Below are 24,103 nucleotides of genomic sequence, written 5' to 3' on the forward strand. Positions count from 1 at the left end.
GACCGTTCGCCGGAACTTCGCCCACCCGTCACGTTCCGCGCCCCCGGCGGACCGCGGCGGCGCCGACACTGACCTGGTGCGAGTAGCCATCGTTGCGGAGTCGTTCCTGCCCAACATGAACGGTGTGACCCACTCGGTGCTGCGGGTCGCCGAGCATCTCGAACGCCGAGGGCACCGGACGCTGATCGTCGCTCCGGACACCGTCGCCGGCAGGCCGCCGGCCGCCACCGAACACGACGGGGTGACGGTGCACCGAGTGCCCGCGGTGATGGTCCCCGGAGTCAGCTCGCTGCCGCTCGGCCTGCCGAGCCCGGGCCTGACCGCGGCGCTGCGGGGGTTCGCCCCCGACGTGGTGCACCTGGCCTCGCCGTTCCTGCTCGGGGCCGGGGGCCTGGCCGCCGCCCGTCGCCTCGACGTGCCGGCCGTCGCCGTCTACCAGACCGACGTCGCCGGCTTCGCGCAGAGCTACGGACTGGGCCTGGCCAGCCGGGCGGCGTGGCGCTGGACCCGGCGTCTGCACCGCGGCGCGGCCCGCACCCTGGCGCCGTCGACGGCCGCGGTGGACGCGCTCGTCTCGCACGGTGTGCCGCGGGTGTACCGCTGGGGCAGGGGAGTGGACACCATCCGGTTCGCCCCCTCCCGACGCAGCGCGGAGCTGAGGGCGCAGTGGGGTGCGGCAGGCGTCGACGGGCGGGCGGACCGGATCGTGGTGGGCTTCGTGGGCCGGCTCGCGCCGGAGAAGCATGTGGAGCGACTGGCCGCGTTGGCGGCCGATCCGGGACTGCAGTTGGTCGTCGTCGGTGACGGCCCGGAACGGTCGCGCCTGCAGCGACTGCTGCCGACGGCCGTGTTCACCGGCCAACTCGACGGCGCGGAACTCGCCGCGGCGTACGCGAGCCTCGACATCTTCGTCCACCCCGGCGAGCACGAGACCTTCTGTCAGGCGGTCCAGGAGGCGCTGGCCAGCGGCGTGCCGGTGCTGGCCCCGGACGCGGGGGGCCCGAGGGATCTGGTCACCGACTGTCACAACGGGTACCTGCTGCGGGTGGACCGGTTCGCCGAACTGCTCCCGGGGGCGGTCGCGGCGCTTCGGGAGAGGGCGGTGCGGGCCCGGTTCGGCGCCGCAGCCCGCCGCTCGGTGCTGCACCGGACCTGGCCCACGGTGTGCGAGGAACTGCTGAGCCACTACGCGGCGGTGCGGGCGGACGCCCGGTTTGCGGTGACCCGCACCGCGTGAGCACCCGTCCCGGCTGGCCTTGTACCGTCAACGGCGTGGCAACAACACACGGTTCCAGGGCCTCGCTCGAGAAGGATCCGCACGAGGTCGCGTCGATGTTCGACGGCGTCGCGAAGCGGTACGACCTGACCAACACGGTGCTCTCGTTCGGGCAGGACCGCAGTTGGCGCAAGGCGACGCGTGCGGCGCTCGACCTCAAGCCGGGGGAGCGGGTGCTGGACCTGGCGGCCGGCACCGGCGTGTCCACCGTCGAGCTCGGTCGTTCCGGCGCATGGGTGGTGGCCACGGACTTCTCCAAGGGGATGCTGCAGGCCGGCGCCGGCCGCCGGGTGCCGATGGTCGCCGGCGACGCGATGGCCCTGCCGTTCGCGGATGCGGTGTTCGACGCCGCGACCATCTCGTTCGGTCTGCGCAACGTGTCCGACTTCGAGGCCGGTCTGCGGGAGATCGCCCGAGTGACCAAGCCCGGCGGACGGCTGGTGGTCAGTGAGTTCTCCACCCCGACGTTCGGCCCGTTCCGCACGGTCTACATGGAGTACCTGATGAAGGCGTTGCCGATGGTGGCGCGGGCGGTGAGCAGCAACCCCGACGCCTACGTGTATCTCGCGGAGTCGATCCGGGCCTGGCCCACACAGGAGGAGCTGGCCCTCAAGATCGAGGCGGCCGGCTGGAAGAACGTGAAGTGGCGCAACCTGACCGGCGGAGTCGTGGCGTTGCACCGCGGCGAGCGGTAGCGAGGCGCGCGACGTTTCCGCGGCGAGCGGTAGCGAGGCGCATGGTGTTTCTGCGGCGAGAGGTGACGAGCGTCACGCGGGCGTAACCTGGCCGTTGGGGGAACCGTTTAGCGCGAGAGTGACGGTCCGATGGCGACAGCTGTCCGAGTCAAGGTCGGTAACCTGCCCCTCGAACTGACCAGCTTCGTCGGCCGCCGCCACGAGGTGGCCGAGGCGAGGCGACTGCTCGCGTCCGCGCGGCTGGTGACGTTGGCCGGGATCGGCGGCGTCGGCAAGACCCGGCTGGCCCTGCGCGTCGCCGACGACGCACGACGCTCGTTCGAGGACGGGGTGTGGCTGTGCGAACTCGGTGAGCTGCACGACGGGGCACTGACCGCGGACGCCGTCGCCGGCGCGCTCGGGTTCCAGCAGCAGGCCGCGATGACACCCGTCGAGTCGCTGGTCGAGGAGATCGGGGATCGGCGACTGCTGTTGGTGTTGGACAACTGCGAGCACGTGGTGGCGGACGCGGCCGTGCTCGTCGAGACGCTGCTGCGGTCCTGCAGTGAGCTGCGGATCCTGGCCACCAGTCGGGAGGCGCTGGGGATCGGCGGGGAGTCGGTGCTGCGGGTGCCGCCCTTGTCGGTTCCCGATCCGTCCCAGCCGCCGACATTGAAGGGACTGCCCGGGTTCGACGCGGTGACGCTGTTCGAGCAGCGGGCCGCCGCCGCCGTGCCGGAATTCGGGATCAGCGAGGACAACCGGGCCGCGGTCACGGGTATCTGCCAGCAGTTGGACGGTCTCCCGCTGCTCATCGAACTGGCAGCGGTGCGCCTGCGGTCGCTGTCCGCGGAGCAGATCCTTGCCCGGCTGACCGATCGCTACCGGCTGCTCACCGGCGGCAGTCGCGCGGCTCCGAGCCGGCAGCAGACCCTGCGACTGTGTATCGACTGGAGCCACGAGCTGTGCACACCGCGCGAACGGGAACTGTGGAGCCGGCTGTCCGTGTTCGACGGCGGATTCGAACTGGACGCGGTCGAGGGGATCTGTCTCGGTGACCTGCCCGACCGCCTGCACGGCAACGACCTGCACGGTGACGACCTGCTCGACACCCTCGCCTCGCTGGTCGACAAGTCGATCCTGATCAGCGAGCAGCGGGGCACCGTGGTGCGGTTCCGGATACTCGAGACCATCCGCGAGTACGGCCGGGAGCGGTTGGAGGAGGCAGGCGGGGGCGAGGTGCTGCGGCGGCGGCACCGGGACTGGTACGCGGAGTTGGCGGTGCGCGCGGAGGCCGAGTGGATCGGCCCGCGGCAGCTGGAGTGGATCGACCGCCTCTGCAGCGAACAGCCGAACGTGCGCGCGGCGCTGGACTTCTGTCTCGACGACCCGGAAGCCGGCGAGATCGGCCTGCGGACGGCCGACGCGATGTTCCAGTTCTGGCTGAGCCGGGGCCAGTACGGCGAGGGAAGGCGCTGGCTGGATCGGTTGCTGGCAGCGCAGGGCGGTCGACCCACCCTCGAACGGGTCAGGGCGCTGTACGACGCCAGCGTCCTGGTCGGTATGCAGGGCGACGTCCCCGCAGGCACAGAGCTGGTGCAGGAGGCGCGTGAGTTGGCGGGCCGGCTGGGGGACGAGGAGTCTCGGGCGTTCGCCACCTGCGCCGAGGGGAGACTCGCGCTGCGCAGTGGCCGACTCGCGGATGCGCTCGCTGCGTTCGAGGATGCGGCCACCACCTTCCAGACCCTCGACGACCTGCTCATGGAGATCGCCGCGCTGCAGGGACTCGCAATGGCCAGCGGCCTGCTCGGGCTCGCGGACCGGGCCCTGTCCGCGTGTGAGGAGGTGCTCGCCCTCGCCGAGCCTCGTGGCGAGTCCCTCTACCGGGCGCGGGCGCTGTGGACGCTGGGCCTGGTGCTGTGGGACATGGGGGACAACAACGCCCGGTCCGAGGAACTGGTGCGTGAGGGCTTGCACCACACCCGGATGGCCAGTGATGCGGTCAGCGCCGGCTGGTGCCTGCAGATCCTGGCATGGATCAGCGCGACCGAGCACCGTTGGGAGCGGGCCGCCGTGCTGATGGGCGCCACCGAGGTGCTGCGTCGGGGGCTCGGCGGCCCGACGGTGACCGTCCCCACGCTCCTCGGCCGGCACGACGAGCTGGAGCGGCGGACGCGGCAGGCGCTCGGTGTGCGCGGGTACGACGCGGCGTTCCGCCGGGGTCGTGGCCTGACCCCGGCCGAGGCCTTCGCCTTCGCGCTCGACGAGGACGTCCCGACCACGGCACAGCCCGGTGACGACGCGTCGGTGAGCCTGACGCGCCGGGAGCGGCAGGTTGCGGATCTGGTCGCGCAGGGTCTGACCAACCGCGAGATCGCCGAGAAACTGGTGATCGCGCAGCGCACCGCGCAGGGGCACGTGGAGCACGTCCTGGCCAAGCTGGGCTTCACCTCACGTACGCAGATTGCCGCCTGGATGGTCGAGCAGGGGCAGGCGCGCGGCGCCTGACCTGCAAGGAGAGTCCGTACGTGTCGGGTTCTGCAACCGCAACCAGGTATGTCCCCCGCCAGAAAACAGGTATGTCACCCGTCCGTTCGACCGTGGTCTCGGCGCGTCCCGAAGTGGAGTCTGTAATCGTTCCCAGACCACAAGGATGAGGTTCGCCTGATGTCCCCGATGACCCAGACCGTACCGAGGTGCCGGCCCCGGCCCCACCTGCATCACTGGCACCCCCGTCCGCTGACGGCGGCGGCACTCCCGTCCCCGTCGTCCCCGCCGGTGGCGGAGAGCGGGGACGGCGCTGACGCCGAGGATGTCGTGGCTGCCGCCGAGCTCCGCTGGCACGAGGCGCGCGTCGACGGGGAGTCGGTTTCCTACGCGGCTGCCGGCTCGGGACGCACGGTGGTCTTCCTGCACGGCTGGGGACTGACCCACCGCACCTACGTCCGAGCCCTCGAACATCTGGCCGACCGCGGCGTCCGGGTCCTCGCGCCGGCACTGCCGGGCCTCGGCGGCACCCCGGAACTCCCGATGGAGCAGCGGAGCCTGCCCGGCTACGCGCACTGGCTGGGACGGTTCCTGGACGCGGTAGGTGTGGCCGGACCGGTGACGCTGGTCGGGCACTCCTTCGGCGGCGGGGTGGCAGCCCAGGCCGCTCACGACCTGCCCGGCCGGGTCGAGGGCCTGACCCTGGTGAACTCGGTCGGCGGCGCGGCCTGGTCCGACGGTCCGGCGGGGGTACGCCCGATCGCGGACCGGCCGCTCTGGTACTGGGGCGCCGCGGCGACCGGGGACGCGCTCTCGGTCCGGCCCTCCGCCGCGGGACTCGCGGCGGTCGCGGTGGACGCGCTGCGGAACGTGGTGCGCAGTCCCGGGGCGTTCTGGCGAACCGCGCACCTGGCCCGCACCGCCGACCTGACCAGCGAACTCGACGAACTTGCGGCCCGGGGCCTGCCGGTGACGCTGCTGTGGGGACGCGGCGACACGGTCATCCCGAGGGCCAGTTTCGAGTCGCTGCGCGCGCGTCTGCACCACGCCGTCGTGGTCACGGTGCCGGGCCATCACGGCTGGCTGATCGACGACCCGGCGCGTTTCGGGGACGCGATGGCGGGAGTGCTCGCGACGACCGGTGTCACTGCGGCGGAGACAGCGTGAGTGCCGTGAGCGTCCTGCACCGAAGCGCGATGGCGGCGCCACTGATGATCCTGCGTTGTCGCACCTGCGACGAACTGCTCTCCCCGGACCGGTCGGCGTGCACGAGCTGCGGCGACGACGACCTGGAACGGGTCCGTTCGTCCGGCGCCGGGACGATCGTGTCCTGGACGGTCGTGGACTGCTCCCAGGCGGGCGAGGCCGCCGGGCTGGTGCCGTGTGCCCTCGCGATCGTCGCGCTCGACGAGGGCCCCTGGATCTACGCCTGGCTCGACGGCGAGACCACGCCGCCGGGTCCGGGCCGTCGCGCGGTCTTCCGGTGCATCGAATCGGGGGAGCGGTTCCCGCTCTTCGTCACTCGTCGCGTGTAGCGCACGTGGGCCTGCGGGTCCAACCGAACGGCTGGGTACAGCCGAACGGCCGGGTCAGCTGAACGGCGGCCGGGTGTCGATGCGCAGCGAGGCAGTGCCCGCCGCCCGCCACGCCCGCGCGGTCAGGTCCCGGTCGGCCTCGGTCACCAGGTTGCCCATCACCCGGACCGCGACGGTCATCAGCGCCCGTGAGCGCATCGCCACCGGGCCCGACGCGGGCAGCATCCTCGGCACCGTGAGCAGTCCGGCGAGCCGCCGCGCCACGGAGAACGCCTGCCCGTAGTGCTCGCGGAGCAGGGTCGGCCAGAGTTCGGTGAGGTCCGCCTCGCCGAGCACCTCGGCGGCCATCCGCCCGGTCTCGAGTCCGTAGTCGATGCCCTCGCCGTTGAGCGGGTTCACGCAGGCCGCGGCGTCGCCGATGATCATCCAGTTGGCGCCCGCGACACCCGAGACCGCGCCGCCCATCGGCAGCAGCGCGGACGCCACCGACCGCACCGGGCCGTCGAGTTCCCAGTCGGTGCGCCGTTGCCGCGCGTACAGCTCGATCAGCGGCCGGAGCGCGCCCGGCGCGGGCCGTTTGGCGGTGGCCAGCGTGCCGACGCCCAGGTTGACCTCGCCGGTGCCGAGTGGGAACACCCAGCCGTAACCGGGCTGCACGGTGCCCTCGGCGTCGCGCAGCTCCAGGTGCGAGGTGATCCACTCGTCGGTGCTGCGGCCCGAGTCGACGTAGGCGCGGGCCGCGACACCGAAGGCGGTGTCACGGTGCCACTGCCTGCCGAGCCGCTTGCCGAGGGTGGACCGGACGCCGTCCGCGACGATCAGGCGCCGGCACCGGACGGAGACCGGGCCGCCCGCGGTCTGCAACGTCACCGCACGGACCCGGCCGCCGTCGAGCGTCACCTCCACGGCCTTGGCGCCTTGCACCATCGCAGCTCCGGAGTCGACGGCGACCCGGCGGATCCGGTCGTCGAGTTCGGTACGCGGAACGGCGCTGCCGGTGCTGGGCAACGAGCCGCCGGGCCATGGCAACTGCAGCTCCTGCCCGAACCCGGACAGCCGCAGCCCGCGGTTGACGGTGCGTGCGGCGAGCCAGTCGCCGAGACCGAGCCGGGTGAGCTCCGCGACAGCGCGCGGAGTGAGGCCGTCGCCGCAGGTCTTGTCCCGGGGGAAGGCCGCCGCGTCGACGAGCAGTACGTCGTGACCGGCGCGGGCGGCCCACGCGGCGGCGGCAGTCCCGGCCGGACCTGCGCCGACGACCAGTACCTCGGTCTCGGAGGGCACGTCGGCACCGCCCGACGAAGGTTCGGCGGACGGGTTCTGGTCGGCAACGGGGGGCGTCACGGACGTATCTTCTCAGGCACTGCGTCGGCACCCGGCCGGGCCCCGGTGGGCGGCTCGACGGGGCCGGACGGCCGCGGCGATCGGCCCGGCGGGCCGGGCACCGGCTAGGTTCACTACCGTGACAGGAAAGGCATCGGTTGCTGGTCATCGCGGAGATACAGGATGGGTACTGAGATCGTGAGCACGAGCGAAGCGACAAACACCGTCGTTGCCGGCGTCGACCTGGGCGACCAGGCCCTGGCAGAGTCCGTGCGTCAGGGACTCGTCGACGTCGAGGCCCTGCTGGTCGGGGAGCTGTCCGACGGCGAGGACTTCCTCACCGAGGCGGCGCTGCACCTGGCGAAGGCGGGCGGCAAACGGTTCCGCCCGTTGTTCACCCTGCTGACGGCGCAGCTCGGGCCCAACCCGTCCGACCCGGCGACCGTCACCGCGGCCACCGTCGTCGAGCTCGTGCACCTGGCGACGCTCTACCACGACGACGTGATGGACGAGGCGTCCATGCGCCGCGGGGCGCCGAGCGCCAACGCCCAATGGGGAAACAGCATCGCGATCCTGGCCGGGGACTACCTGTTCGCGCACGCCTCCCGGCTGACCTCGACGCTCGGACCGGAGGCAGTGCGCGTCATCGCCGAGACGTTCGCCGAGCTGGTCACCGGGCAGATGCGCGAGACCATCGGCGTCCGCAACCACCAGGACCCGGTCGAGCACTACCTGAAGGTGGTGTGGGAGAAGACGGGGTCGCTGATCGCCGCGTGCGGCCGCTTCGGCGGCACCTTCTCCGGGGCCAGCGCCGAGGACGTCGAGCGGCTCGAGCGGCTCGGCGACGCGGTCGGCACGGCCTTCCAGATCGCCGACGACATCATCGACATCTCCTCGGTGGCCGCACAGTCCGGCAAGACCCCGGGCACCGACCTGCGGGAGGGCGTGCACACCCTGCCGGTGCTGTACGCGCTGCGCGAGCAGGGCCCGGACGCCGACCGGCTGCGGGTGCTGCTCGACGGCCCGGTCACCGACGACGACGCGGTCGACGAGGCGCTCGCCCTCCTGGAGCGGTCGCCGGGCATGGTCGCGGCCAAGGCCAAGCTGCGGGAGTTCGCGGATGCGGCTCAGGTCCAGCTGGCGGAACTGCCGCAGGGACCCGCGAACGAGGCCCTCAAGCGCCTCGTCGATTACACGGTCGAGCGGGTCGGCTGACCGTAGGTTGCACCTTGGTACGGGTCCGCGTTCCGCAGGGAACGAGTCCCGGGGTTCCTTCGTTGATTTCGTGAGAGTTCCACGAGAGAAGAGGCGACGGTGCATCGGTATTCGAACGGGCTGAAGACGGCCGGACTGCTGATCGGCATGTCGGCGCTGATCGTGTTCATCGGGGCGTTGTTCCGAAACCCGACGATCCTGCTCTTCTCGGTGCTGCTGGCCGTCGGCATGAACGCCTACGCGTACTTCAACAGCGACAAGCTGGCGCTCAAGGCCATGCACGCGCAGCCGATCACCGAGGTCGAGGCACCGGTCATCTACAAGATCGTGCGGGAGCTGGCCACCACCGCGCACCAGCCGATGCCCCGGCTCTACATCAGCCCCACCGCGGCGCCGAACGCGTTCGCCACCGGCCGCAACCCGCGCAATGCGGCGGTCTGCTGCACCAGTGGCATCCTGCAGATCCTCGACGAGCGGGAGTTGCGTGCGGTGCTCGGGCACGAGCTCTCACATGTCTACAACCGCGACATCCTGATCTCGTCGGTGGCGGGTGCGATGGCCGCGGTGATCTCCGGCCTCGCCAACATGGCGATGTTCGCGTCGATGTTCGGTGGGCGCGGCGAGAACCGGCCGAACCCGCTCGCGCTGCTGCTGGTCTCGCTGCTCGGCCCGATCGCCGCGTCGGTCGTCAAGATGGCGGTCTCGCGTTCGCGGGAGTACCAGGCCGACCAGTCCGGCGCCGAGCTCTGTGGCGACCCGCTCGCCCTGGCCTCCGCGCTGCGAAAGCTCGAGCGTGGCGTGGCGGCGGCCCCGCTGGCCCCCGAGCCGAAGATCGCGGCGCAGTCGCACATGATGATCGCGAACCCGTTCCGGGCCGGCGACAAGATGAGCCGCATGTTCGCGACCCACCCGCCGATGGCCGAGCGCATCGCCCGGCTCGAGGAGATGGCGGGTCGGCGGTTGCCCGACTGACGCCTGACGCAGACAGGTCCGCCCGGACCCCCGAGGGGTCCGGGCGGACCTGTCTGCAACCGCCGTGCCGGCGCGTCGGGCGGGCTAGCGGTAGTTGACGAACTGCAGCGCGATGCCGAAGTCCTCACCCTTGAGCAGGGAGATGATCGCCTGCAGGTCGTCACGCTTCTTGCTGCTCACGCGCAGCTCCTCGCCCTGGATCTGGGCCTTGACGCCCTTGGGGCCCTCGTCGCGGATCTTCTTCGAGATCTTCTTCGCGTTCTCGGAGCTGATGCCCTGCACGAGGGTGCCGGTCAGCTTGTAGATCTTCCCGGACTGCGCGGGCTCGCCGGCGTCGAACGCCTTGAGCGAGATGTCCCGCCGGATCAGCTTCTCCTTGAACACGTCGAGGGCCGCGACCAGTCGCTCCTCCGTGTCCGCGGTGATGGTGATGGCCTCCTCGCCGGACCAGTCGATGCTCGCACCGGTGTTGCGGAAGTCGAATCGCGTCGACAGCTCCTTTCCGGCCTGGTGCAGCGCGTTGTCAACTTCCTGCCGGTCAACCTTGCTCACCACATCGAAGGACGAATCCGCCACGACAACTCCTAGTTCTCGAACAACCCCCGGACCCGACGCCGGGGCGTGAGAACCCACGATATCCACCCGGTTTGCATTTACCCTCCCCGGTCGTTGTATTCTTCTCAACGCGTCAGGGAAGACCAGCGGGCCGGCAACGGTCAGCAGGTACTACCCTGGATGACACCAGGCAGGTTGCCCGAGCGGCCAATGGGAGCGGACTGTAAATCCGTCGGCTTATGCCTACGTAGGTTCGAATCCTACACCTGCCACACCTGGGTCCCGGTGAGCGCAAGCTCGCCGGGGCTCGGTGGTTAGACAGTTTGAAAATGGCTCCTCACCAGCCGATTTGGTACTCGGAGCCGAGACTGTGTAACCTCTTGGAGGCTTCAACGCACAGACAAAGTGCAGCGAAGCACGCCCCCTTAGCTCAGTCGGCAGAGCGTTTCCATGGTAAGGAAAAGGTCAACGGTTCGATTCCGTTAGGGGGCTCGCTGGATTGGGTGCCTATTAGACTGGCATCGATGCACCGAGGCGGTGTAGCTCAGTTGGTAGAGCAAACGACTCATAATCGTTGTGTCGCCGGTTCAAGTCCGGCCATCGCTACACAAATGACACAAGGCAACACACCCTGATTGATCCCGATCAGATTCACCCGAAAGAAGGCATACCGTGGCCTCGACTGACGTTCGACCCAAGATCACCTTGGCCTGCGACGTATGCAAGCACCGCAACTACATCACGAAGAAGAACCGGCGCAACGATCCGGATCGCCTCGAGATCAAGAAGTTCTGCCCCAACTGCGGAACGCATCAGGCGCATCGCGAATCCAAGTAGTCTTCATCGCGTGCCCCGCAGATTTCATCGCGGGGCACGCGATTTTTTTTGGGGTGTCGACGCAGGCGCGACGGTGACACCGCGACCCGATCCGATTCTGTTGGGGGTCGCCGGTCACCGTCGCGTTCCTGCGTCCAGTGCAGATAGGGTGCTAATTCGGTGAAACTGACTCCTGATCTCGTTGGCCTGCACCACAGGTTCAGCGACTACTACGAGGTCGGCCGCGAGAAGGTCCGCGAGTACGCGCGTGCAGTCAAGAGCGACGACCCGGCGTACCGGGACGAGTCCGCGGCCGCCGAACTCGGCTACGACGGACTGGTCGCGCCGCTGACCTTCATCTCGGTGTTCGGGTTCCTCGCTCAGGAGGAGTTCTTCAAGGCGATGGAGGTCGAGCTCGACCTCAGCCGCATCCTGCACACCGACCAGCGCCTGGTGTTCCACCGTCCGATCAAGGTCGGTGACCGGCTGTACTGCGACGTGTACGTCGACTCGCTCCGCACGATGGGCGGCAGCGACATCATCGTCACCCGCAATGACATCACCGACCAGAACGGTGAACTGGTGCAGACCACGTACACGACCCTGATGGGCCGGCACGTCGAGGAGGGCGAGTGATGGCGGTACGCACGTTCGGCGAGATCGCGGCCGGCGAGGAGTTGCCGGAGAAGTCCGTCAAGCTCACCCGGTCCGACCTGGTGCAGTACGCGGGCGTGTCCGGTGACCCGAACCCGATCCACTGGGACGACGCCGTCGCACAGGCGGTCGGCCTGCCGACCGCGGTCGCGCACGGCATGCTCACCATGGGCATCGGGGCCGGCTACGTGACCGAGTGGGTCGGCGACCCCGGCGCCGTCGTCGAGTACAACGTGCGCTTCACCAGCCCCGTTTTCGTGCCCAACGACGGCGTTGGCGCGGAGATCCTCCTGACGGGTAAGGTTCGTTCGGTAGATGACGACACGCAGACAGCCGTCATTGCTATCGTGGCTAAGGTAGACGAGAAGAAGATCTTCGGACGGGCCACTGCGACCGTGCGATTTGGCTGAGTATCCAGCCGATTGGGTTGTTCGGCTACCGTGAAGTACACTGAGATTTCTGGGATTACTCAGCACTGCGCGCTGCCCTACGGTGCCGGTTCGGGCCGATGAGGGTGGCGCGCGCGTTGTGTGGTCACAGAGTGGTTGACCGGTTCGGATCGTGACGGCTCGAATGCCGTGACGATGCGAATGCGCCGGCCAACCAAAGGGGCGTAGCTCAACTGGCAGAGCAGCGGTCTCCAAAACCGCAGGTTGCAGGTTCAAGTCCTGTCGCCCCTGCCCTGGATGCCAGCAACTGAGAGGATCTACGGGTGAGCGAAGATCGCGGAAAGGCCGATAGTGCGGCGGGGTCCTCGGACCGCGAAGCCAGTGTCGACGCGAACGCTCACGCACCGGAGACCTCGAAGCCGACTGGCAAGCGTCCGGGACGACGTAGCCGCGCCGCGGGCGCAGCAACGGACACCGTCGCCGTGACGACCGGCTCCGCGGCCGCACACAAGCCCGCCGCGAAGAAGTCGAAGGCTGACGCACCGCGCAAGGAGAATCTCTTCAAGCGCCTGCGTAAGTTCCTGCGCGAGGTCATGTCGGAGCTCCGCAAGGTGATCTGGCCGAACCGCAAGCAGATGATCACCTACACCACGATTGTCCTGGTCTTCGTCTCCTTCATGGTGGCGTATGTCTTCGGATTGGACCTGGCGTTCATCAGGGGCGTCAGGTGGCTGTTCGGCTGACCCCGGACACAGAAATGCAATGAGAGGAAGCGAGTGCGCCAGTGAGCACCCCCGAGAACGACGCAATTGAGGCCGCAGCGCAAGAGCATGTAGCCGATGACGCGGTCGCTGCGGAGTCCGCTGACAGCGCAGTCGCCGACGACCTGGTTGTCGACGAGAACGCTGACGACGTGGTCGTCGACGAGAACGCCGACGACGAGGGCGCTCCCGAGTCCGACGACGCGGCAGCCGACGAGGCCCCCGCGGTCGAGGAGGAGCCCGTCGACCCCGTTGCCGAGATGAAGGCCGCGCTCCGGCGCGCCCCGGGCGACTGGTACGTCATCCACTCCTACGCCGGCTACGAGAACAAGGTCAAGGCCAACCTCGAGACCCGCGTCCAGAACCTCGACGTCGGTGACTACATCTTCCAGGTGGAGGTTCCCACCGAAGAGGTCACCGAGATCAAGAACGGCCAGCGCAAGCAGGTCAACCGCAAGGTCCTGCCGGGCTACATCCTGGTGCGCATGGAGCTGAACGACGAGTCCTGGGGCGCGGTGCGCAACACCCCCGGTGTCACCGGGTTCGTCGGCGCCACCTCGCGGCCCTCGCCGCTGACCATCAACGAGGTCGTCAAGTTCCTGATGCCGCAGCAGGGCGCGAAGAAGCCCGCCGCGGCCGCCGTCGCCGCCGGCGACACCTCCGGTGCCGCTGCCAAGCCGCTCATCGAGGTCGACTTCGAGATCGGCGAGTCGGTCACCGTCATGGACGGCCCGTTCGCCACGCTGCCCGCCTCCATCAGCGAGGTCAACGCGGAGCAGCAGAAGCTCAAGGTCCTGGTTTCGATCTTCGGTCGCGAGACCCCGGTCGAGCTGTCCTTCACCCAGGTCTCGAAGATCTGACGGGTTCGAAGGTCGCGCCCCACACACTTGCACTGCAGCAAGAAACACAACCAGCAAGAAATTAGGAACGAAGATGCCCCCCAAGAAGAAGAAGCTCGCAGGGCTCATCAAGCTCCAGATCCAGGCCGGTCAGGCTAACCCTGCCCCGCCCGTGGGTCCCGCGCTTGGTCAGCACGGCGTGAACATCATGGAGTTCTGCAAGGCCTACAACGCGGCGACCGAGTCGCAGCGCGGCAATGTGATCCCCGTGGAGATCTCCGTCTACGAGGACCGGACCTTCGACTTCAAGTTGAAGACCCCTCCGGCCGCCAAGCTGCTGCTCAAGGCCGCTGGTGTGCAGAAGGGCTCCGGCGAGCCGCACAAGACCAAGGTCGCCACGGTGACCATGGACCAGGTGCGCGAGATCGCGAAGACCAAGGCTGAAGACCTCAACGCGAACGACCTCGACCAGGCCGCGAAGATCATCGCCGGCACCGCCCGCTCCATGGGCATCACGGTCGAAGGTTAAGAACTCCAGCACGCGTGGGAGGGCCTGCCAGGCCCGCTACCACAACTGAACCATTCACCACTGCAGTCGGTCACACACTGTGGTGAGAAGTTAGGACAGAACAAATGGCAAAGCGCAGCAAGGCGTACCTCGCCGCCGCCGAGAAGGTCGACCCGAACAAGCTTTACAGCCCGCTGCAGGCTACGAAGCTTGCGAAGGAGACCTCTTCGTCGAAGATGGACGCGACCGTCGAGGTCGCCGTTCGCCTGGGCGTCGATCCCCGCAAGGCGGACCAGATGGTCCGTGGCACCGTCAACCTCCCGCACGGCACCGGTAAGACCGCCCGTGTGATCGTGTTCGCCGTCGGCGAGAAGGCCGCCGAGGCCGAGGCCGCCGGTGCCGACGCAGTCGGTGCCGAGGACCTGATCGAGCGCATCCAGGGCGGTTGGCTGGACTTCGACGCCGCGATCGCCACCCCCGATCAGATGGCCAAGGTCGGCCGCATCGCCCGCGTCCTCGGACCGCGTGGCCTGATGCCGAACCCGAAGACGGGCACCGTCACGGCCGACGTGACCAAGGCTGTCAACGAGATCAAGGGCGGAAAGATCAACTTCCGCGTCGACAAGCAGGCCAACCTGCACTTCGTGATCGGCAAGGCGTCCTTCGACGACGCCCAGCTGGTGGAGAACTACGGCGCCGCACTGGACGAGATCCTGCGTGCGAAGCCGTCCTCCGCGAAGGGCCGGTACGTCAAGAAGGTCACCGTTTCGACCACCACCGGACCGGGCATCCCGGTGGATCCGAACCGGACCCGCAACCTCCTCGAGGATGCTGCCGAGTAAGTCTCGACATTTCGCCAAGGGCCGGTGGGGTTTCTTCCCACCGGCCCTTCTGGCGTTGTCTGGGCCGTCGGCCACTACCGGCGGTCGGAGCGGCGCGTGTCGTCCCAGCCCGGCACGTCGTCCCAGCCCGGCACCGGCCCGGCCCTTGCGCCGCCGGCGCTTTGTCGCCGCTGATCGTGAGGTGCCTCACATCGGGGCCCGATGGCACCCGGCCGTTTTGGAGTTCGGTTGCGGCGTCGGGTACCGTGACCCGAAGAGTTCGAGAGCTATTTCGAGTTCACCCCAAGAAGTTCTACCCAAGACCGTTGGTCATCGGTGCCGCTCGCGGCATCGGTTGAAGGTTCGGGACATGCCCGACGACCCACGCAGGAGGACGAGGCAGGGGAGTGAGTGTCCGGCGCAAGCCGGTGCGGATCTCCTCGTGTACGCCCCGTGTGCCCTGCACCGGGGCGTTTTGCATGTTGTGGCCACGCCTGCACGGCAGGCGCACCAACACGATGTCACGAGAGGAGGCGAAGTATGGCAAAGCCCGAAAAGGTCACCGCGATCGCGGAGATCGCTGAGCAGTTCAAGGGTTCGACTGCCGCCGTGATCACGGAATACCGTGGTCTGTCGGTGACCAGTCTGACGCAGCTGCGTCGTGCGCTCGGAGCAGGCGCTACCTACTCCGTCGCCAAGAACACCCTGGTCAAGCGTGCCGCCGCTGAGGCGGGCGTCGAGGGCCTTGACGACCTGTTCGTCGGACCGACCGCCATTGCATTCATCAAGGGCGAGCCGGTCGACGCTGCGAAGGCCATTAAGGCCTTCGCGAAGGACAACAAGGCGCTCGTCATCAAGGGCGGCTACATGGACGGCGCTGCGCTGTCCGTGGACGAGGTCAACAGGATCGCGGACCTCGAGTCCCGCGAGATCCTGCTGGCCAAGCTTGCCGGCGCAATGAAGGGCAACTTGGCAAAGGCCGCTGGCCTGTTCAACGCCCCCGCATCGCAGATGGCCCGTCTGGCCGCCGCGCTGCAGGAGAAGAAGGCGGCCGAAGGCGGAGCTGTCGAAGCTCCCGCCGAGGCTGCTGCCGAAAGCTGATCCGCACCCGCGCATCACTGCTGCAAACCCGCCCGGTCGCGGATCAGCGACATGGGACTTACAGGAAGGACCGCCATCATGGCGAAGCTCACCACCGAAGAGTTGCTGGACCAGTTCAAGGAGCTCACCCTCCTCGAGCTCTCTGAGTTCGTGAAGGCGTTCGAGGAGACCTTCGAGGTCACCGCCGCTGCGCCGGTCGCCGTTGCCGTTGCCGGTGCCCCGGCCGCTGGTGGCGCCGACGCCGCTGAGGAGCAGGACGAGTTCGACGTCGTCCTCGAGTCGGCTGGCGACAAGAAGATCCAGGTCATCAAGGTCGTCCGTGAGGTCGTCTCCGGTCTGGGTCTGAAGGAGGCCAAGGACCTCGTCGAGGGCGCGCCGAAGGCCATCCTGGAGAAGGTTGCCAAGGACGCCGCTGAGGCCGCCAAGGAGAAGCTCGAGGCTGCCGGCGCCACCATCACCGTCAAGTAAGACGGTTTTGTAGCGCCTTGGTTCCAAGGCTTTGAAGAGGGCCGTTCCCCGTTCGTCGGGGAGCGGCCCTCTTTTGTCGTCTCAGTTGACGTACCGCCTGTTGACGTGACGTCAACATGGCGCTGTTTCGCCGGCCGGCGCCGCGGGTCTGTCGAAACGACGGTCTTGTGGGGTGACCTTACTCGTGAGTAGTATCGCGAGTCTTGGTTGCCACATCGATGCGATACAGTGACCCAACCCACAATGGGTCCGGTGTGCCGAAATAAGCGTGGAGGTTAGCGGTGGGAGTAGAGGTCTCGGTCGAGGGGCTTACCAAGTCCTTTGGAACTCAGAAGATCTGGCAGGACGTCTCGTTGACGTTGCCGGCCGGTGAGGTCAGCGCGCTGCTGGGTCCCTCAGGTACCGGTAAGTCGGTCTTCCTGAAGTCGCTGATCGGTCTGCTCCGACCGGAAGAGGGCTCGATTGTCATCGACGGCACGGACATCCTCCAGTGCAGTTCGAAGGAGCTCTACGAGATCCGGAAGATGTTCGGCGTCCTGTTCCAGGACGGCGCGCTGTTCGGGTCGATGAACCTGTTCGACAACGTCGCCTTCCCGCTGCGTGAGCACACGAGGAAGTCCGAGTCCGAGATCCGCAAGATCGTCATGGAGAAGCTGGATCTCAACGGCTTGATCGGCGCCGAGACGAAGCTCCCCGGCGAGATCTCCGGTGGTATGCGCAAGCGCGCCGGCCTGGCGAGGGCGTTGGTCCTCGATCCGGAGATCATCCTGGTCGACGAGCCGGACTCCGGCCTGGACCCGGTCCGCACCACCTACCTCTCGCAGCTGTTGATCGACATCAACGCGCAGATCGACGCGACGATTCTGATCGTCACGCACAACATCAACCTGGCCCGGACGGTGCCCGACAACCTCGGCATGCTCTTCCGCAAGCACCTGGTGATGTTCGGCCCCCGCGAGGTGCTGCTGACCAGTGAGGAGCCGGTGGTCAAGCAGTTCCTCAACGGCAGCAAGATCGGCCCCATCGGCATGTCGGAGGAGAAGGACGACGCGCAGATGGCCCAGGAGCAGGCCCTCGTCGACGCCGGCCACCACCACGGCGGCACCGAGGACGTCAGTGGCGTGGTCCGCCAGATGCAGGCGACCCCCGGGCTCCCTGTTCGCCAGGCCGTCGGCCGTCGGCAGGCGCGGGTGCGGGAGATCCTGCACACGCTGCCGCCCGAGGCGCAGCAGGAGATCCTGGTGAGCCTGAACGAGGACCAGACCGTGGTGATGCCCGCGTACGACGGCTACGGTGCGCAGTCGCCGGCCGGGTACAACGGGTAGCACGCATCGATGGGGGGAACCACGAGCCGGCTGCTCGGACCGATCGCAGCCGCGCTGACTCAGGCCGGTCTGATTGTTCAGCTTTTCATCGACGTCGTCCGTAATCTCTTCCGCCGTCCGTTCCAGTTCCGCGAGTTCATCGAGCAGGCCTGGTTCATCGCGAGCGTGACGATCCTGCCGACGGCACTCGTGGCGATCCCGTTCGGCGCGGTGGTCTCGCTGCAGACGGGTTCCCTGATCAAGCAGCTCGGTGCGGAGTCGTTCACCGGTGCGGCCAGCGTGCTGGCGGTGATCCAGCAGGGCAGTCCGATCGTGACCGCACTGCTGATCGCCGGCGCCGCCGGTTCCGCGGTGACGGCCGACCTCGGTTCCCGGACCATTCGGGAGGAGATCGACGCGATGGAGGTGCTGGGCATCAATCCGGTCCAGCGTCTCGTGGTGCCCCGCGTGCTCGCCATGGTGCTGGTCGCGGTGCTGCTCAACGGTCTGGTGTCGGTGGTCGGCATCGCGGGTGGTTACTTCTTCAACGTGATCCTGCAGGGCGGCACGCCCGGCGCGTACCTGGCATCGTTCTCGGCTCTCGCGCAGCTTCCGGACCTGTACATCGCCGAGGCCAAGGCTGCCATCTTCGGTGTGATCGCCGGCATCGTCGCCGCCTACAAGGGGTTGCACCCGAACCCCGGTCCGAAGGGAGTCGGGGAGGCCGTCAACCAGACGGTTGTCATCACCTTCCTGCTGCTCTTCTTTGCCAACCTGATCCTGACCATGGTGTACCTGCAGGTCGTTCCTGCAAAGGGGGGCTGACCCATGACCATCGCGAAGGGCCGTGGTGACCGCACGCTGATGCGCGTGCGCCGGGCCGGGCGCGCGCCGCTCAACGTCCTCGACCGGGCCGGCGACCAGATGTCGTTCTACGGCCGTGCGATCGGCTGGATCCCGAAGACCGCCACGCACTACAGCCGCGAGGTGCTCCGACTTCTCGCCGAGGTGACCTTCGGCAGTGGCGCGTTGGCGGTGATCGGCGGCACCATCGGCGTGATCGTGATGATGTCCGGGTTCACCGGCGTCGTCGTCGGCCTGCAGGGTTACGCCGCGCTGGACCAGTTGGGCAGCTCCGTACTCACCGGCTTCCTGTCCGCGTACGTCAACACCCGCGAGATCGCGCCGATCGTGGCGGCGCTGGCCCTCTCCGCGACGGTCGGTTGTGGGTTCACGGCGCAGCTGGGAGCGATGCGGATCTCGGAGGAGATCGACGCCCTCGAGGTGATGGCGGTGCCCAGCATCCCGTTCCTGGTCACCACCCGGATGATCGCCGGATTCGTCGCGGTGATCCCGCTGTACATCGTCGGCCTGCTGGCGTCGTACTTCGCGTCCCGGCTCATCAGCACGGTCTTCAACGGACAGTCGAGTGGCTCCTACGACCACTACTTCAACCTGTTCCTACCGCCGGTCGACGTGTTGTGGTCGTTCGGCAAGGTGCTGGTCTTCGCCTTCGTGCTGATCATGATCCACTGCTACTACGGCTACAACGCCACCGGCGGGCCGGCCGGCGTGGGCGTGGCAGTGGGCCGCGCCGTCCGTACGGCGCTCGTCACGATCGCGGTGCTCGACTTCTTCCTCAGCCTCGCCATCTGGGGCACGACAACCACAGTGAGGGTTGCGGGATGACCAACGGTGGTTCGGTCGTGCGCCGTCGGGTGCTCGGCCTGGTGTTCTTCCTTGTGCTGGCGCTGTTCGTGGCGTTCACGATCGGGATGTACCAGAAGTCCTTCAAGAAGGTCGTCGAGATCAACCTGGTCACCGACACGGTCGGCAACTCGTTGCCCGACCACGCGGACGTGAAGGTGCGCGGCCTGATCGTCGGCGAGGTGCGGTCCGCGTCGACGGAGAACGGCAAGGTGACCTCGGTCCTCGCGATCGATCCGGACAAGGCCGACCTGATCCCGTCGAACACGACCGCGCGGCTGCTGCCGAAGACGTTGTTCGGCGAGCGGTACGTCGCGCTGATCGTGCCGCCGGGGGACACCGCGCCGCCGATAAGCGAGGGCGACACCCTGCAGCAGGACTCGAGCGGTCACGCGGTCGAGATCGGTGAGCTGCTCGACGGGCTGCTCCCGCTGTTGCAGGCCGTGCCCCCGCAGGACCTGGCGAACACGCTGGGCGCGCTGAATCAGGCGCTCAGTGGTCGCGGCCAGGACATCGGTCTGGGCATCGACCGGCTCGAGGAGATCTTCCGGGGCGTCAACACCGAGCTGCCGAACCTGCAGCAGGGCCTGCGTGGTCTCGCGGACTTCTCGCGGACCTACGCCGAGGCCGCGCCCGAACTGGTCAACGCGCTGGACAGCCTGCGCACCACCGGTGCGACCGTGGTCTCGCAGCAGAACCAGATCCGTGCCCTGATGTCGTCGGTGACGGCGACCGCGGGCAGTACGGCGGACTTCCTGGCCGCCAACCAGGAATCGCTGATCTCGATCGCGGCCGACTCGCGGGAGGCGCTGGAGGTTCTGGCGGACGCCTCGCCGACCTTCGGCTGCATGTTCTCGCAGTTCGTCCCGATCGTGCAGAGCGCGACCGCGATCCTCGGTCTCAACGAGGACGGCAGCCTGCAGGACCATCCCGGTGCCCGCGCGGCGACCGTGTTCGTGAACCCGAAGGGCCGGTACCTGCCCAACCAGGACGAGCCACGGCTGTTCGAGGAGCGCGGCCCCAAGTGCTATACCCCCGCCGCGCCGGGGGAGAAGTTCGGGCAGTACCCGGGCGGGTCGTTCAACGACGGCTCGTACCAGGTGCCCTCGCGCAACCCCGGACCGCAGAACGTGCCCGACATGCCGGCCGCGCAGTACTCGGTGGTGCCCACCGCGGGCGGCGCGCCGACCCCGGTCAGTTACACCGGCTCCGCGCTGGAACAGGACACGCTGGCCGTCATCTACGGCGAGGGCACCGGAACGTTGCCGGAGGACGTGCCCGGCTGGACGACACTGCTGGGCGCACCGGCACTGAGGGGGACGGAGGTGAGCGTCCGATGAGAGGGCTCGCAGCGCCATTGACCAAGCTCATCGTGTTCGCCGTCGTCACGGTGATCGCGACCGCCATGTTGGCCTTCACCATCGCGAATACCAGCGGTGGCGGCGGTACCAAGTTCAACGCGATCTTCAGCGACGTCGCCTCGCTCAACAAGGGTGACGAGGTGCGGATCGCGGGTGTCCGCGTCGGTCAGGTCGACAAGATCGCCATCGTCAACGAACGCGAGGCCGAGGTCCAGTTCTCGTTGACCGACCGTGACTGGCTGCCCGCCGGGTCCACGGCGACCATCCGCTACCGGAATCTGGTGGGACAGCGCTACATCGCGCTGGAACAGGGCCAGGGGCAGCAGGGGATGAAGCTGACCGCGGGCGAGACCATCCCGCTGGACCACACCAATCCGGCCGTCAACCTGACCACGCTGTTCAACGGCTTCCGTCCGCTGTTCCAGACGCTCAGCGCCGACGACGTGAACAAGCTGTCGTACCAGATCATCCAGGTGTTCCAGGGCGAGAGCGGCACGATCACGGAGCTGGTGCGCAACACCGCCTCGCTGACCAACACCATCGCCGACAAGGACCGGGTGATCGGCGACGTGATCAACAACCTCAACGTCGTGCTCGAGACAGTGAACGAGCACGACGACGAGTTGGGCTCGCTGATCACCAACACCGAGAAGCTCGTCACCGGTCTCGCCAACGAGCGGGAGGTGGTCGGCGGCGCGGTGACGTCGCTGGCCGGCCTCGCCGACGCGACCGCCGACGTGCTCGAGCCGACCCGCCCGTCCATCCAGGGTTCGGTGTCCGCACTGAACACCCTGACGGGCACGTTGAACGCGCAGAGCGACAAGCTGGACAAGATCTTCACGACCCTGCCGGTCAAGTTGGACAAGCTGATCCGGATCGCCAGCTTCGGCTCGTGGTTCCAGTTCTACCTCTGCGGCCTCGACGTGGTCGCCGGCCCGGGTGAGTCGAACTACCTGAACCTGCCGACCGGTTTGCCGACGGTGAACCAGCCCCTGTACACCAACGCCGCGGCGCGGTGCAGCGCAGACGGGAGTGGACAGTGAAGCAACGTCGCAGTCCCGCCACCATCGGGGCGCTGGGCATCGTCGTGGTGCTGCTCGCCACCATGTCCGCCTTCTTCCTCGACGACCTGCCGTTGATCGGCGCCGGCGCCACCTACCGGGCCGAGTTCACGGAGGCCGCGGGCCTCAAGCCGAACAACGAGGTGCGCATCGCCGGTGTCAAGGTAGGCAAGGTCACGGACGTCTCGCTCGAGGGGGACCGGGTCGAGGTCGCCTTCAAGGTCAAGGACGCCTGGGTCGGTGACCAGACCACGGCATCGATCCAGATCAAGACGATCCTGGGTCAGAAGTACCTGGCGCTGGACCCGCGCGGGTCGTCCACGCTGCGCGCGAGCGACACGATCCCGTTGGAGCGCACCGCCTCCCCGTACGACGTTCTCGACGCGTTCTCCAGCGCGGCGACCACGCTCGGGGAGATCGACACGCCGAAACTCGCCGAGGGCATGCAGACGCTCGCCGACGCCTTCGCCGGCACCCCGGCGGACGTGCGGGCCTCGCTCGACGGCGTCACCCGGTTGTCGAGGACCATCGAGAGCCGGGACAAGGAGTTGAACAAGTTGTTCGGGGCCACCGCGCAGACCACCAAGGTGCTGGCCGACCGGAACGCCGAGTTCACCAGGCTGATCGGCAGCGCGGGACTGCTGCTCGAGGAGCTCAACAGCCGCCAGCAGTCGATTCAGACCCTGCTGGACGGCACCAAGCGACTCTCCGCGCAGTTGACCGGCCTGGTCAAGGACAACGAGGAGCAGATCGGCCCGGCCCTGGAACAGTTGCGCGGGGTGGTGCAGATCCTGCAGGACAACAACGACAATCTCGACCGCTCGATCAAGCTGTACGCGCCGTTCACCCGCTTGTACGCGAACATCGTCGGCAACGGCCGATGGTTCGACCAGGTGGTCGTCAACCTGACACCGCCGGGCCTCCCGCTCATCCCGGGATACCGCGAGCCGTTGCGCACTCTGGGGGGTAACTGATGACCGGGGTGAGTTCGGGCAAGCGGCAGCAGTTCAGCCGGAACCAGGTCGTGGTCACGTCACTCGTGCTGGTCGGCGCGCTGATCCTCGGTTTCGGCGGGTGGTGGCTGCTCACCCGCGCCGGCACCACGAAGATCACCGCGTACTTCGACAAGTCCGTCGGCATCTACTCCGGCTCGGACGTGCGGGTGCTCGGTGTGAAGGTCGGGTCGGTCAGCTCGGTGGAGCCGCTCGGCGACCAGGTCCGGGTCGAGATGCGCGTCGACCGTGGCGTGGAGATCCCGGCCGAGGCCAAGGCAGCGCAGGTGACGCCGTCGGTGGTCTCCGACCGGTACATCCAGCTGGCGCCCGCGTACACCGGTGGTGAGGTGATGGCGTCCGGCGCGACGATCCCACGCGAGCGCACCGCGACCCCCGTCGAGGTGGACCAGTTGTACGCGAGCATCGAGGGGCTGTCCGAGGCGCTGGGGCCGAACGGCGCGAACAAGGACGGTGCGCTCTCGAACCTGGTGGACACCGCCTCGAAGAACCTCGACGGCAACGGCGAGGCGCTCGGCGAGACGATCACCGAGCTGTCGAAGGCCACTGCCACCCTCAACTACTACCGCGGCGACCTGTTCGACACGGTGCGGAACCTGCAGACCTTCGTCAGCGCGCTGGCGGCGAACGACGCGCAGGTGCGCCAGTTCAACACCCAGCTCGCGGACCTCAGCGGCTTCCTCGCGGGGGAGCGGCAGAGCCTCGGTGAGGCGCTCAACCAACTGTCGTTCGCGCTCGGCGACGTCGCGACGTTCGTCCAGGACAACAAGGACCTGGTCGCGAGCAACGCGGAGGGCCTCGTCCAGGTGACCCAGACGCTGGCCGACAACCGTCAGGACCTGGTGGACGCGTTGACCACGCTGCCGTTGGCCCTGAGCAACGTCGTGAACTCGTACGACGCGGAGTCCGGCACCCTGGCCTCACGGGTCAACCTGCCCGAGACCCAGGACCCGTTCGGTGCCGTGTGCAAGCTGATGGACCTGGGCAAGCTGATGCCCGGCGACCCGAACTTCGACGCGCTGGGGCGGCAGATGCGCCCGCTCCTGGACAACTGCGCGGCGATCATGGGCCAGGTGACAGCGGGCGTGAAGACGCCGACGCTGAACCTGCCCTTCGGCATCCTCAGCGGCGACAACCTGCAGCGGCCGTCGGTTCCCGGCACCCAGCCCGGTGTCATCTCGCCGCGGTTGGGCAACTCGCAGGCCCCCGGCATCAGCGACCAGAACATTCCCCGAGGTGGGCAGTGATGCGGGGCAGCGCAGTGAA

25 protein-coding genes and 4 tRNA genes are annotated in these 24,103 nt (G+C 68.1%); 27 read left to right on the top strand and 2 right to left on the bottom strand.

Annotated elements, in window-relative coordinates; all coding sequences use genetic code 11:
* Positions 1-76 precede the first annotated feature (76 nt).
* The 5 genes from RT2_RS01265 to RT2_RS01285 all read left to right on the top strand — a co-directional run bounded on the left by RT2_RS01265 (position 77) and on the right by RT2_RS01285 (position 5,972).
* A complete protein-coding gene (locus tag RT2_RS01265; RefSeq protein WP_174556645.1) occupies positions 77-1,237 on the top strand; it encodes a glycosyltransferase family 4 protein in 1,161 nt (386 codons plus the stop codon).
* Positions 1,238-1,272: 35 nt separating this feature from the next.
* The gene (locus RT2_RS01270; RefSeq protein WP_072842692.1) at positions 1,273-1,971 is read left to right on the top strand and encodes a demethylmenaquinone methyltransferase; all 699 of its coding nucleotides are present in this window, start codon (positions 1,273-1,275) and stop codon (positions 1,969-1,971) included.
* Positions 1,972-2,100: 129 nt separating this feature from the next.
* Positions 2,101-4,458 (top strand): ATP-binding protein, encoded by a 2,358-nt coding sequence (locus RT2_RS01275; protein ID WP_072842693.1) that lies wholly within the window; start codon positions 2,101-2,103, stop codon positions 4,456-4,458.
* A 309-nt stretch (positions 4,459-4,767) separates the two neighbouring features.
* Positions 4,768-5,604 carry an alpha/beta fold hydrolase gene (locus tag RT2_RS01280; RefSeq protein ID WP_072842836.1) on the top strand — a complete coding sequence of 279 codons (837 nt, stop codon included), beginning with the start codon at positions 4,768-4,770 and terminating at the stop codon, positions 5,602-5,604.
* A complete protein-coding gene (locus RT2_RS01285; RefSeq protein WP_139191232.1) occupies positions 5,601-5,972 on the top strand; it encodes a Zn-ribbon domain-containing OB-fold protein in 372 nt (123 codons plus the stop codon). Before RT2_RS01280 ends, RT2_RS01285 begins: the two co-directional genes overlap by 4 nt.
* 54 nt (positions 5,973-6,026) lie before the next feature.
* On the opposite strand, the gene RT2_RS01290 is transcribed toward RT2_RS01285, so the two are convergent.
* Positions 6,027-7,253 (bottom strand): geranylgeranyl reductase family protein, encoded by a 1,227-nt coding sequence (locus RT2_RS01290; protein WP_072842837.1) that lies wholly within the window; start codon positions 7,251-7,253, stop codon positions 6,027-6,029.
* A 222-nt stretch (positions 7,254-7,475) separates the two neighbouring features.
* Between RT2_RS01290 and RT2_RS01295 the strand changes: the two genes are divergently transcribed.
* Both RT2_RS01295 and htpX read left to right on the top strand, forming a co-directional pair.
* Positions 7,476-8,507: a polyprenyl synthetase family protein gene (locus tag RT2_RS01295; protein WP_072842695.1), complete on the top strand. Its 1,032-nt coding sequence runs from the start codon at positions 7,476-7,478 to the stop codon at positions 8,505-8,507.
* A 99-nt stretch (positions 8,508-8,606) separates the two neighbouring features.
* Positions 8,607-9,479 carry a zinc metalloprotease HtpX gene (gene htpX, locus RT2_RS01300; RefSeq protein WP_072842696.1) on the top strand — a complete coding sequence of 291 codons (873 nt, stop codon included), beginning with the start codon at positions 8,607-8,609 and terminating at the stop codon, positions 9,477-9,479.
* 84 nt (positions 9,480-9,563) lie between these two features.
* Here the strand turns inward: htpX and RT2_RS01305 are convergent, their stop codons facing one another.
* Positions 9,564-10,055, bottom strand: coding sequence for a YajQ family cyclic di-GMP-binding protein (locus RT2_RS01305; protein WP_072842697.1), 492 nt, complete (start codon positions 10,053-10,055; stop codon positions 9,564-9,566).
* Positions 10,056-10,223: 168 nt separating this feature from the next.
* Here RT2_RS01305 and RT2_RS01310 point away from each other — a divergent pair.
* The 20 genes from RT2_RS01310 to RT2_RS01405 all read left to right on the top strand — a co-directional run bounded on the left by RT2_RS01310 (position 10,224) and on the right by RT2_RS01405 (position 24,084).
* A tRNA-Tyr gene (locus RT2_RS01310) sits at positions 10,224-10,306 on the top strand.
* Positions 10,307-10,453: 147 nt separating this feature from the next.
* Positions 10,454-10,526 (top strand) — tRNA-Thr (locus RT2_RS01315).
* Between the two features lie 41 nt (positions 10,527-10,567).
* Positions 10,568-10,640: transfer RNA gene (locus RT2_RS01320), tRNA-Met, on the top strand.
* Positions 10,641-10,706: 66 nt separating this feature from the next.
* The gene (gene rpmG / locus RT2_RS01325; RefSeq protein WP_072842698.1) at positions 10,707-10,871 is read left to right on the top strand and encodes a 50S ribosomal protein L33; all 165 of its coding nucleotides are present in this window, start codon (positions 10,707-10,709) and stop codon (positions 10,869-10,871) included.
* Positions 10,872-11,030: 159 nt separating this feature from the next.
* The gene (hadA, locus tag RT2_RS01330; RefSeq protein WP_072842699.1) at positions 11,031-11,486 is read left to right on the top strand and encodes a (3R)-hydroxyacyl-ACP dehydratase subunit HadA; all 456 of its coding nucleotides are present in this window, start codon (positions 11,031-11,033) and stop codon (positions 11,484-11,486) included.
* On the top strand, positions 11,486-11,914 hold the full coding sequence (hadB, locus tag RT2_RS01335) for a (3R)-hydroxyacyl-ACP dehydratase subunit HadB (RefSeq protein ID WP_072842700.1): 429 nt from the start codon (positions 11,486-11,488) through the stop codon (positions 11,912-11,914). Before hadA ends, hadB begins: the two co-directional genes overlap by 1 nt.
* 197 nt (positions 11,915-12,111) lie before the next feature.
* Positions 12,112-12,184 (top strand) — tRNA-Trp (locus RT2_RS01340).
* Positions 12,185-12,216: 32 nt separating this feature from the next.
* Complete coding sequence (gene secE / locus RT2_RS01345) at positions 12,217-12,636, top strand: preprotein translocase subunit SecE (RefSeq protein WP_072842701.1); 420 nt, start codon at positions 12,217-12,219, stop codon at positions 12,634-12,636.
* A gap of 41 nt (positions 12,637-12,677) precedes the next feature.
* Positions 12,678-13,514 carry a transcription termination/antitermination protein NusG gene (nusG, locus tag RT2_RS01350; RefSeq protein WP_072842702.1) on the top strand — a complete coding sequence of 279 codons (837 nt, stop codon included), beginning with the start codon at positions 12,678-12,680 and terminating at the stop codon, positions 13,512-13,514.
* Between the two features lie 73 nt (positions 13,515-13,587).
* On the top strand, positions 13,588-14,022 hold the full coding sequence (rplK, locus tag RT2_RS01355) for a 50S ribosomal protein L11 (RefSeq protein ID WP_072842703.1): 435 nt from the start codon (positions 13,588-13,590) through the stop codon (positions 14,020-14,022).
* Between the two features lie 104 nt (positions 14,023-14,126).
* A complete protein-coding gene (rplA, locus tag RT2_RS01360) occupies positions 14,127-14,843 on the top strand; it encodes a 50S ribosomal protein L1 (RefSeq protein WP_072842704.1) in 717 nt (238 codons plus the stop codon).
* A 519-nt stretch (positions 14,844-15,362) separates the two neighbouring features.
* Positions 15,363-15,923 carry a 50S ribosomal protein L10 gene (gene rplJ, locus RT2_RS01365; protein ID WP_072842705.1) on the top strand — a complete coding sequence of 187 codons (561 nt, stop codon included), beginning with the start codon at positions 15,363-15,365 and terminating at the stop codon, positions 15,921-15,923.
* A 78-nt stretch (positions 15,924-16,001) separates the two neighbouring features.
* Positions 16,002-16,391 (top strand): 50S ribosomal protein L7/L12, encoded by a 390-nt coding sequence (gene rplL / locus RT2_RS01370; protein ID WP_072842706.1) that lies wholly within the window; start codon positions 16,002-16,004, stop codon positions 16,389-16,391.
* Between the two features lie 281 nt (positions 16,392-16,672).
* The gene (locus tag RT2_RS01375) at positions 16,673-17,716 is read left to right on the top strand and encodes an ABC transporter ATP-binding protein (RefSeq protein ID WP_072842707.1); all 1,044 of its coding nucleotides are present in this window, start codon (positions 16,673-16,675) and stop codon (positions 17,714-17,716) included.
* A 9-nt stretch (positions 17,717-17,725) separates the two neighbouring features.
* A complete protein-coding gene (locus tag RT2_RS01380; RefSeq protein ID WP_072842708.1) occupies positions 17,726-18,520 on the top strand; it encodes an MlaE family ABC transporter permease in 795 nt (264 codons plus the stop codon).
* A 3-nt stretch (positions 18,521-18,523) separates the two neighbouring features.
* Entirely contained in the window at positions 18,524-19,384 is an 861-nt protein-coding gene (locus RT2_RS01385) for an MlaE family ABC transporter permease (RefSeq protein ID WP_072842709.1), read from the top strand.
* Complete coding sequence (locus tag RT2_RS01390) at positions 19,381-20,742, top strand: MCE family protein (protein ID WP_072842710.1); 1,362 nt, start codon at positions 19,381-19,383, stop codon at positions 20,740-20,742. The genes RT2_RS01385 and RT2_RS01390 overlap by 4 nt, the downstream gene beginning before the upstream one ends.
* Positions 20,739-21,806: an MCE family protein gene (locus tag RT2_RS01395; protein WP_072842711.1), complete on the top strand. Its 1,068-nt coding sequence runs from the start codon at positions 20,739-20,741 to the stop codon at positions 21,804-21,806. The genes RT2_RS01390 and RT2_RS01395 overlap by 4 nt, the downstream gene beginning before the upstream one ends.
* Positions 21,803-22,798: an MCE family protein gene (locus RT2_RS01400; protein ID WP_072842712.1), complete on the top strand. Its 996-nt coding sequence runs from the start codon at positions 21,803-21,805 to the stop codon at positions 22,796-22,798. Before RT2_RS01395 ends, RT2_RS01400 begins: the two co-directional genes overlap by 4 nt.
* The gene (locus tag RT2_RS01405; protein WP_072842713.1) at positions 22,798-24,084 is read left to right on the top strand and encodes an MCE family protein; all 1,287 of its coding nucleotides are present in this window, start codon (positions 22,798-22,800) and stop codon (positions 24,082-24,084) included. Before RT2_RS01400 ends, RT2_RS01405 begins: the two co-directional genes overlap by 1 nt.
* Positions 24,085-24,103 lie beyond the last annotated feature (19 nt).

This window comes from Rhodococcus tukisamuensis NBRC 100609 (genome assembly GCF_001894985.1).
GTDB classification, from domain to species: Bacteria; Actinomycetota; Actinomycetes; order Mycobacteriales; family Mycobacteriaceae; genus Rhodococcus_G; species Rhodococcus_G tukisamuensis.

Bases quoted from the DNA above. Each gene is read 5' to 3' on its own strand.
- RT2_RS01275 (WP_072842693.1), top strand. From the start codon at position 2,101: ATGGCGACAGCTGTCCGAGTCAAGGTCGGTAACCTGCCCCTCGAACTG.
- RT2_RS01295 (WP_072842695.1), top strand. From the start codon at position 7,476: ATGGGTACTGAGATCGTGAGCACGAGCGAAGCGACAAACACCGTCGTT.
- hadB (WP_072842700.1), top strand. From the start codon at position 11,486: ATGGCGGTACGCACGTTCGGCGAGATCGCGGCCGGCGAGGAGTTGCCG.
- rplK (WP_072842703.1), top strand. From the start codon at position 13,588: ATGCCCCCCAAGAAGAAGAAGCTCGCAGGGCTCATCAAGCTCCAGATC.
- rplA (WP_072842704.1), top strand. From the start codon at position 14,127: ATGGCAAAGCGCAGCAAGGCGTACCTCGCCGCCGCCGAGAAGGTCGAC.
- rplJ (WP_072842705.1), top strand. From the start codon at position 15,363: ATGGCAAAGCCCGAAAAGGTCACCGCGATCGCGGAGATCGCTGAGCAG.
- rplL (WP_072842706.1), top strand. From the start codon at position 16,002: ATGGCGAAGCTCACCACCGAAGAGTTGCTGGACCAGTTCAAGGAGCTC.
- RT2_RS01380 (WP_072842708.1), top strand. From the start codon at position 17,726: ATGGGGGGAACCACGAGCCGGCTGCTCGGACCGATCGCAGCCGCGCTG.
- RT2_RS01385 (WP_072842709.1), top strand. From the start codon at position 18,524: ATGACCATCGCGAAGGGCCGTGGTGACCGCACGCTGATGCGCGTGCGC.
- RT2_RS01390 (WP_072842710.1), top strand. From the start codon at position 19,381: ATGACCAACGGTGGTTCGGTCGTGCGCCGTCGGGTGCTCGGCCTGGTG.
- RT2_RS01395 (WP_072842711.1), top strand. From the start codon at position 20,739: ATGAGAGGGCTCGCAGCGCCATTGACCAAGCTCATCGTGTTCGCCGTC.
- RT2_RS01405 (WP_072842713.1), top strand. From the start codon at position 22,798: ATGACCGGGGTGAGTTCGGGCAAGCGGCAGCAGTTCAGCCGGAACCAG.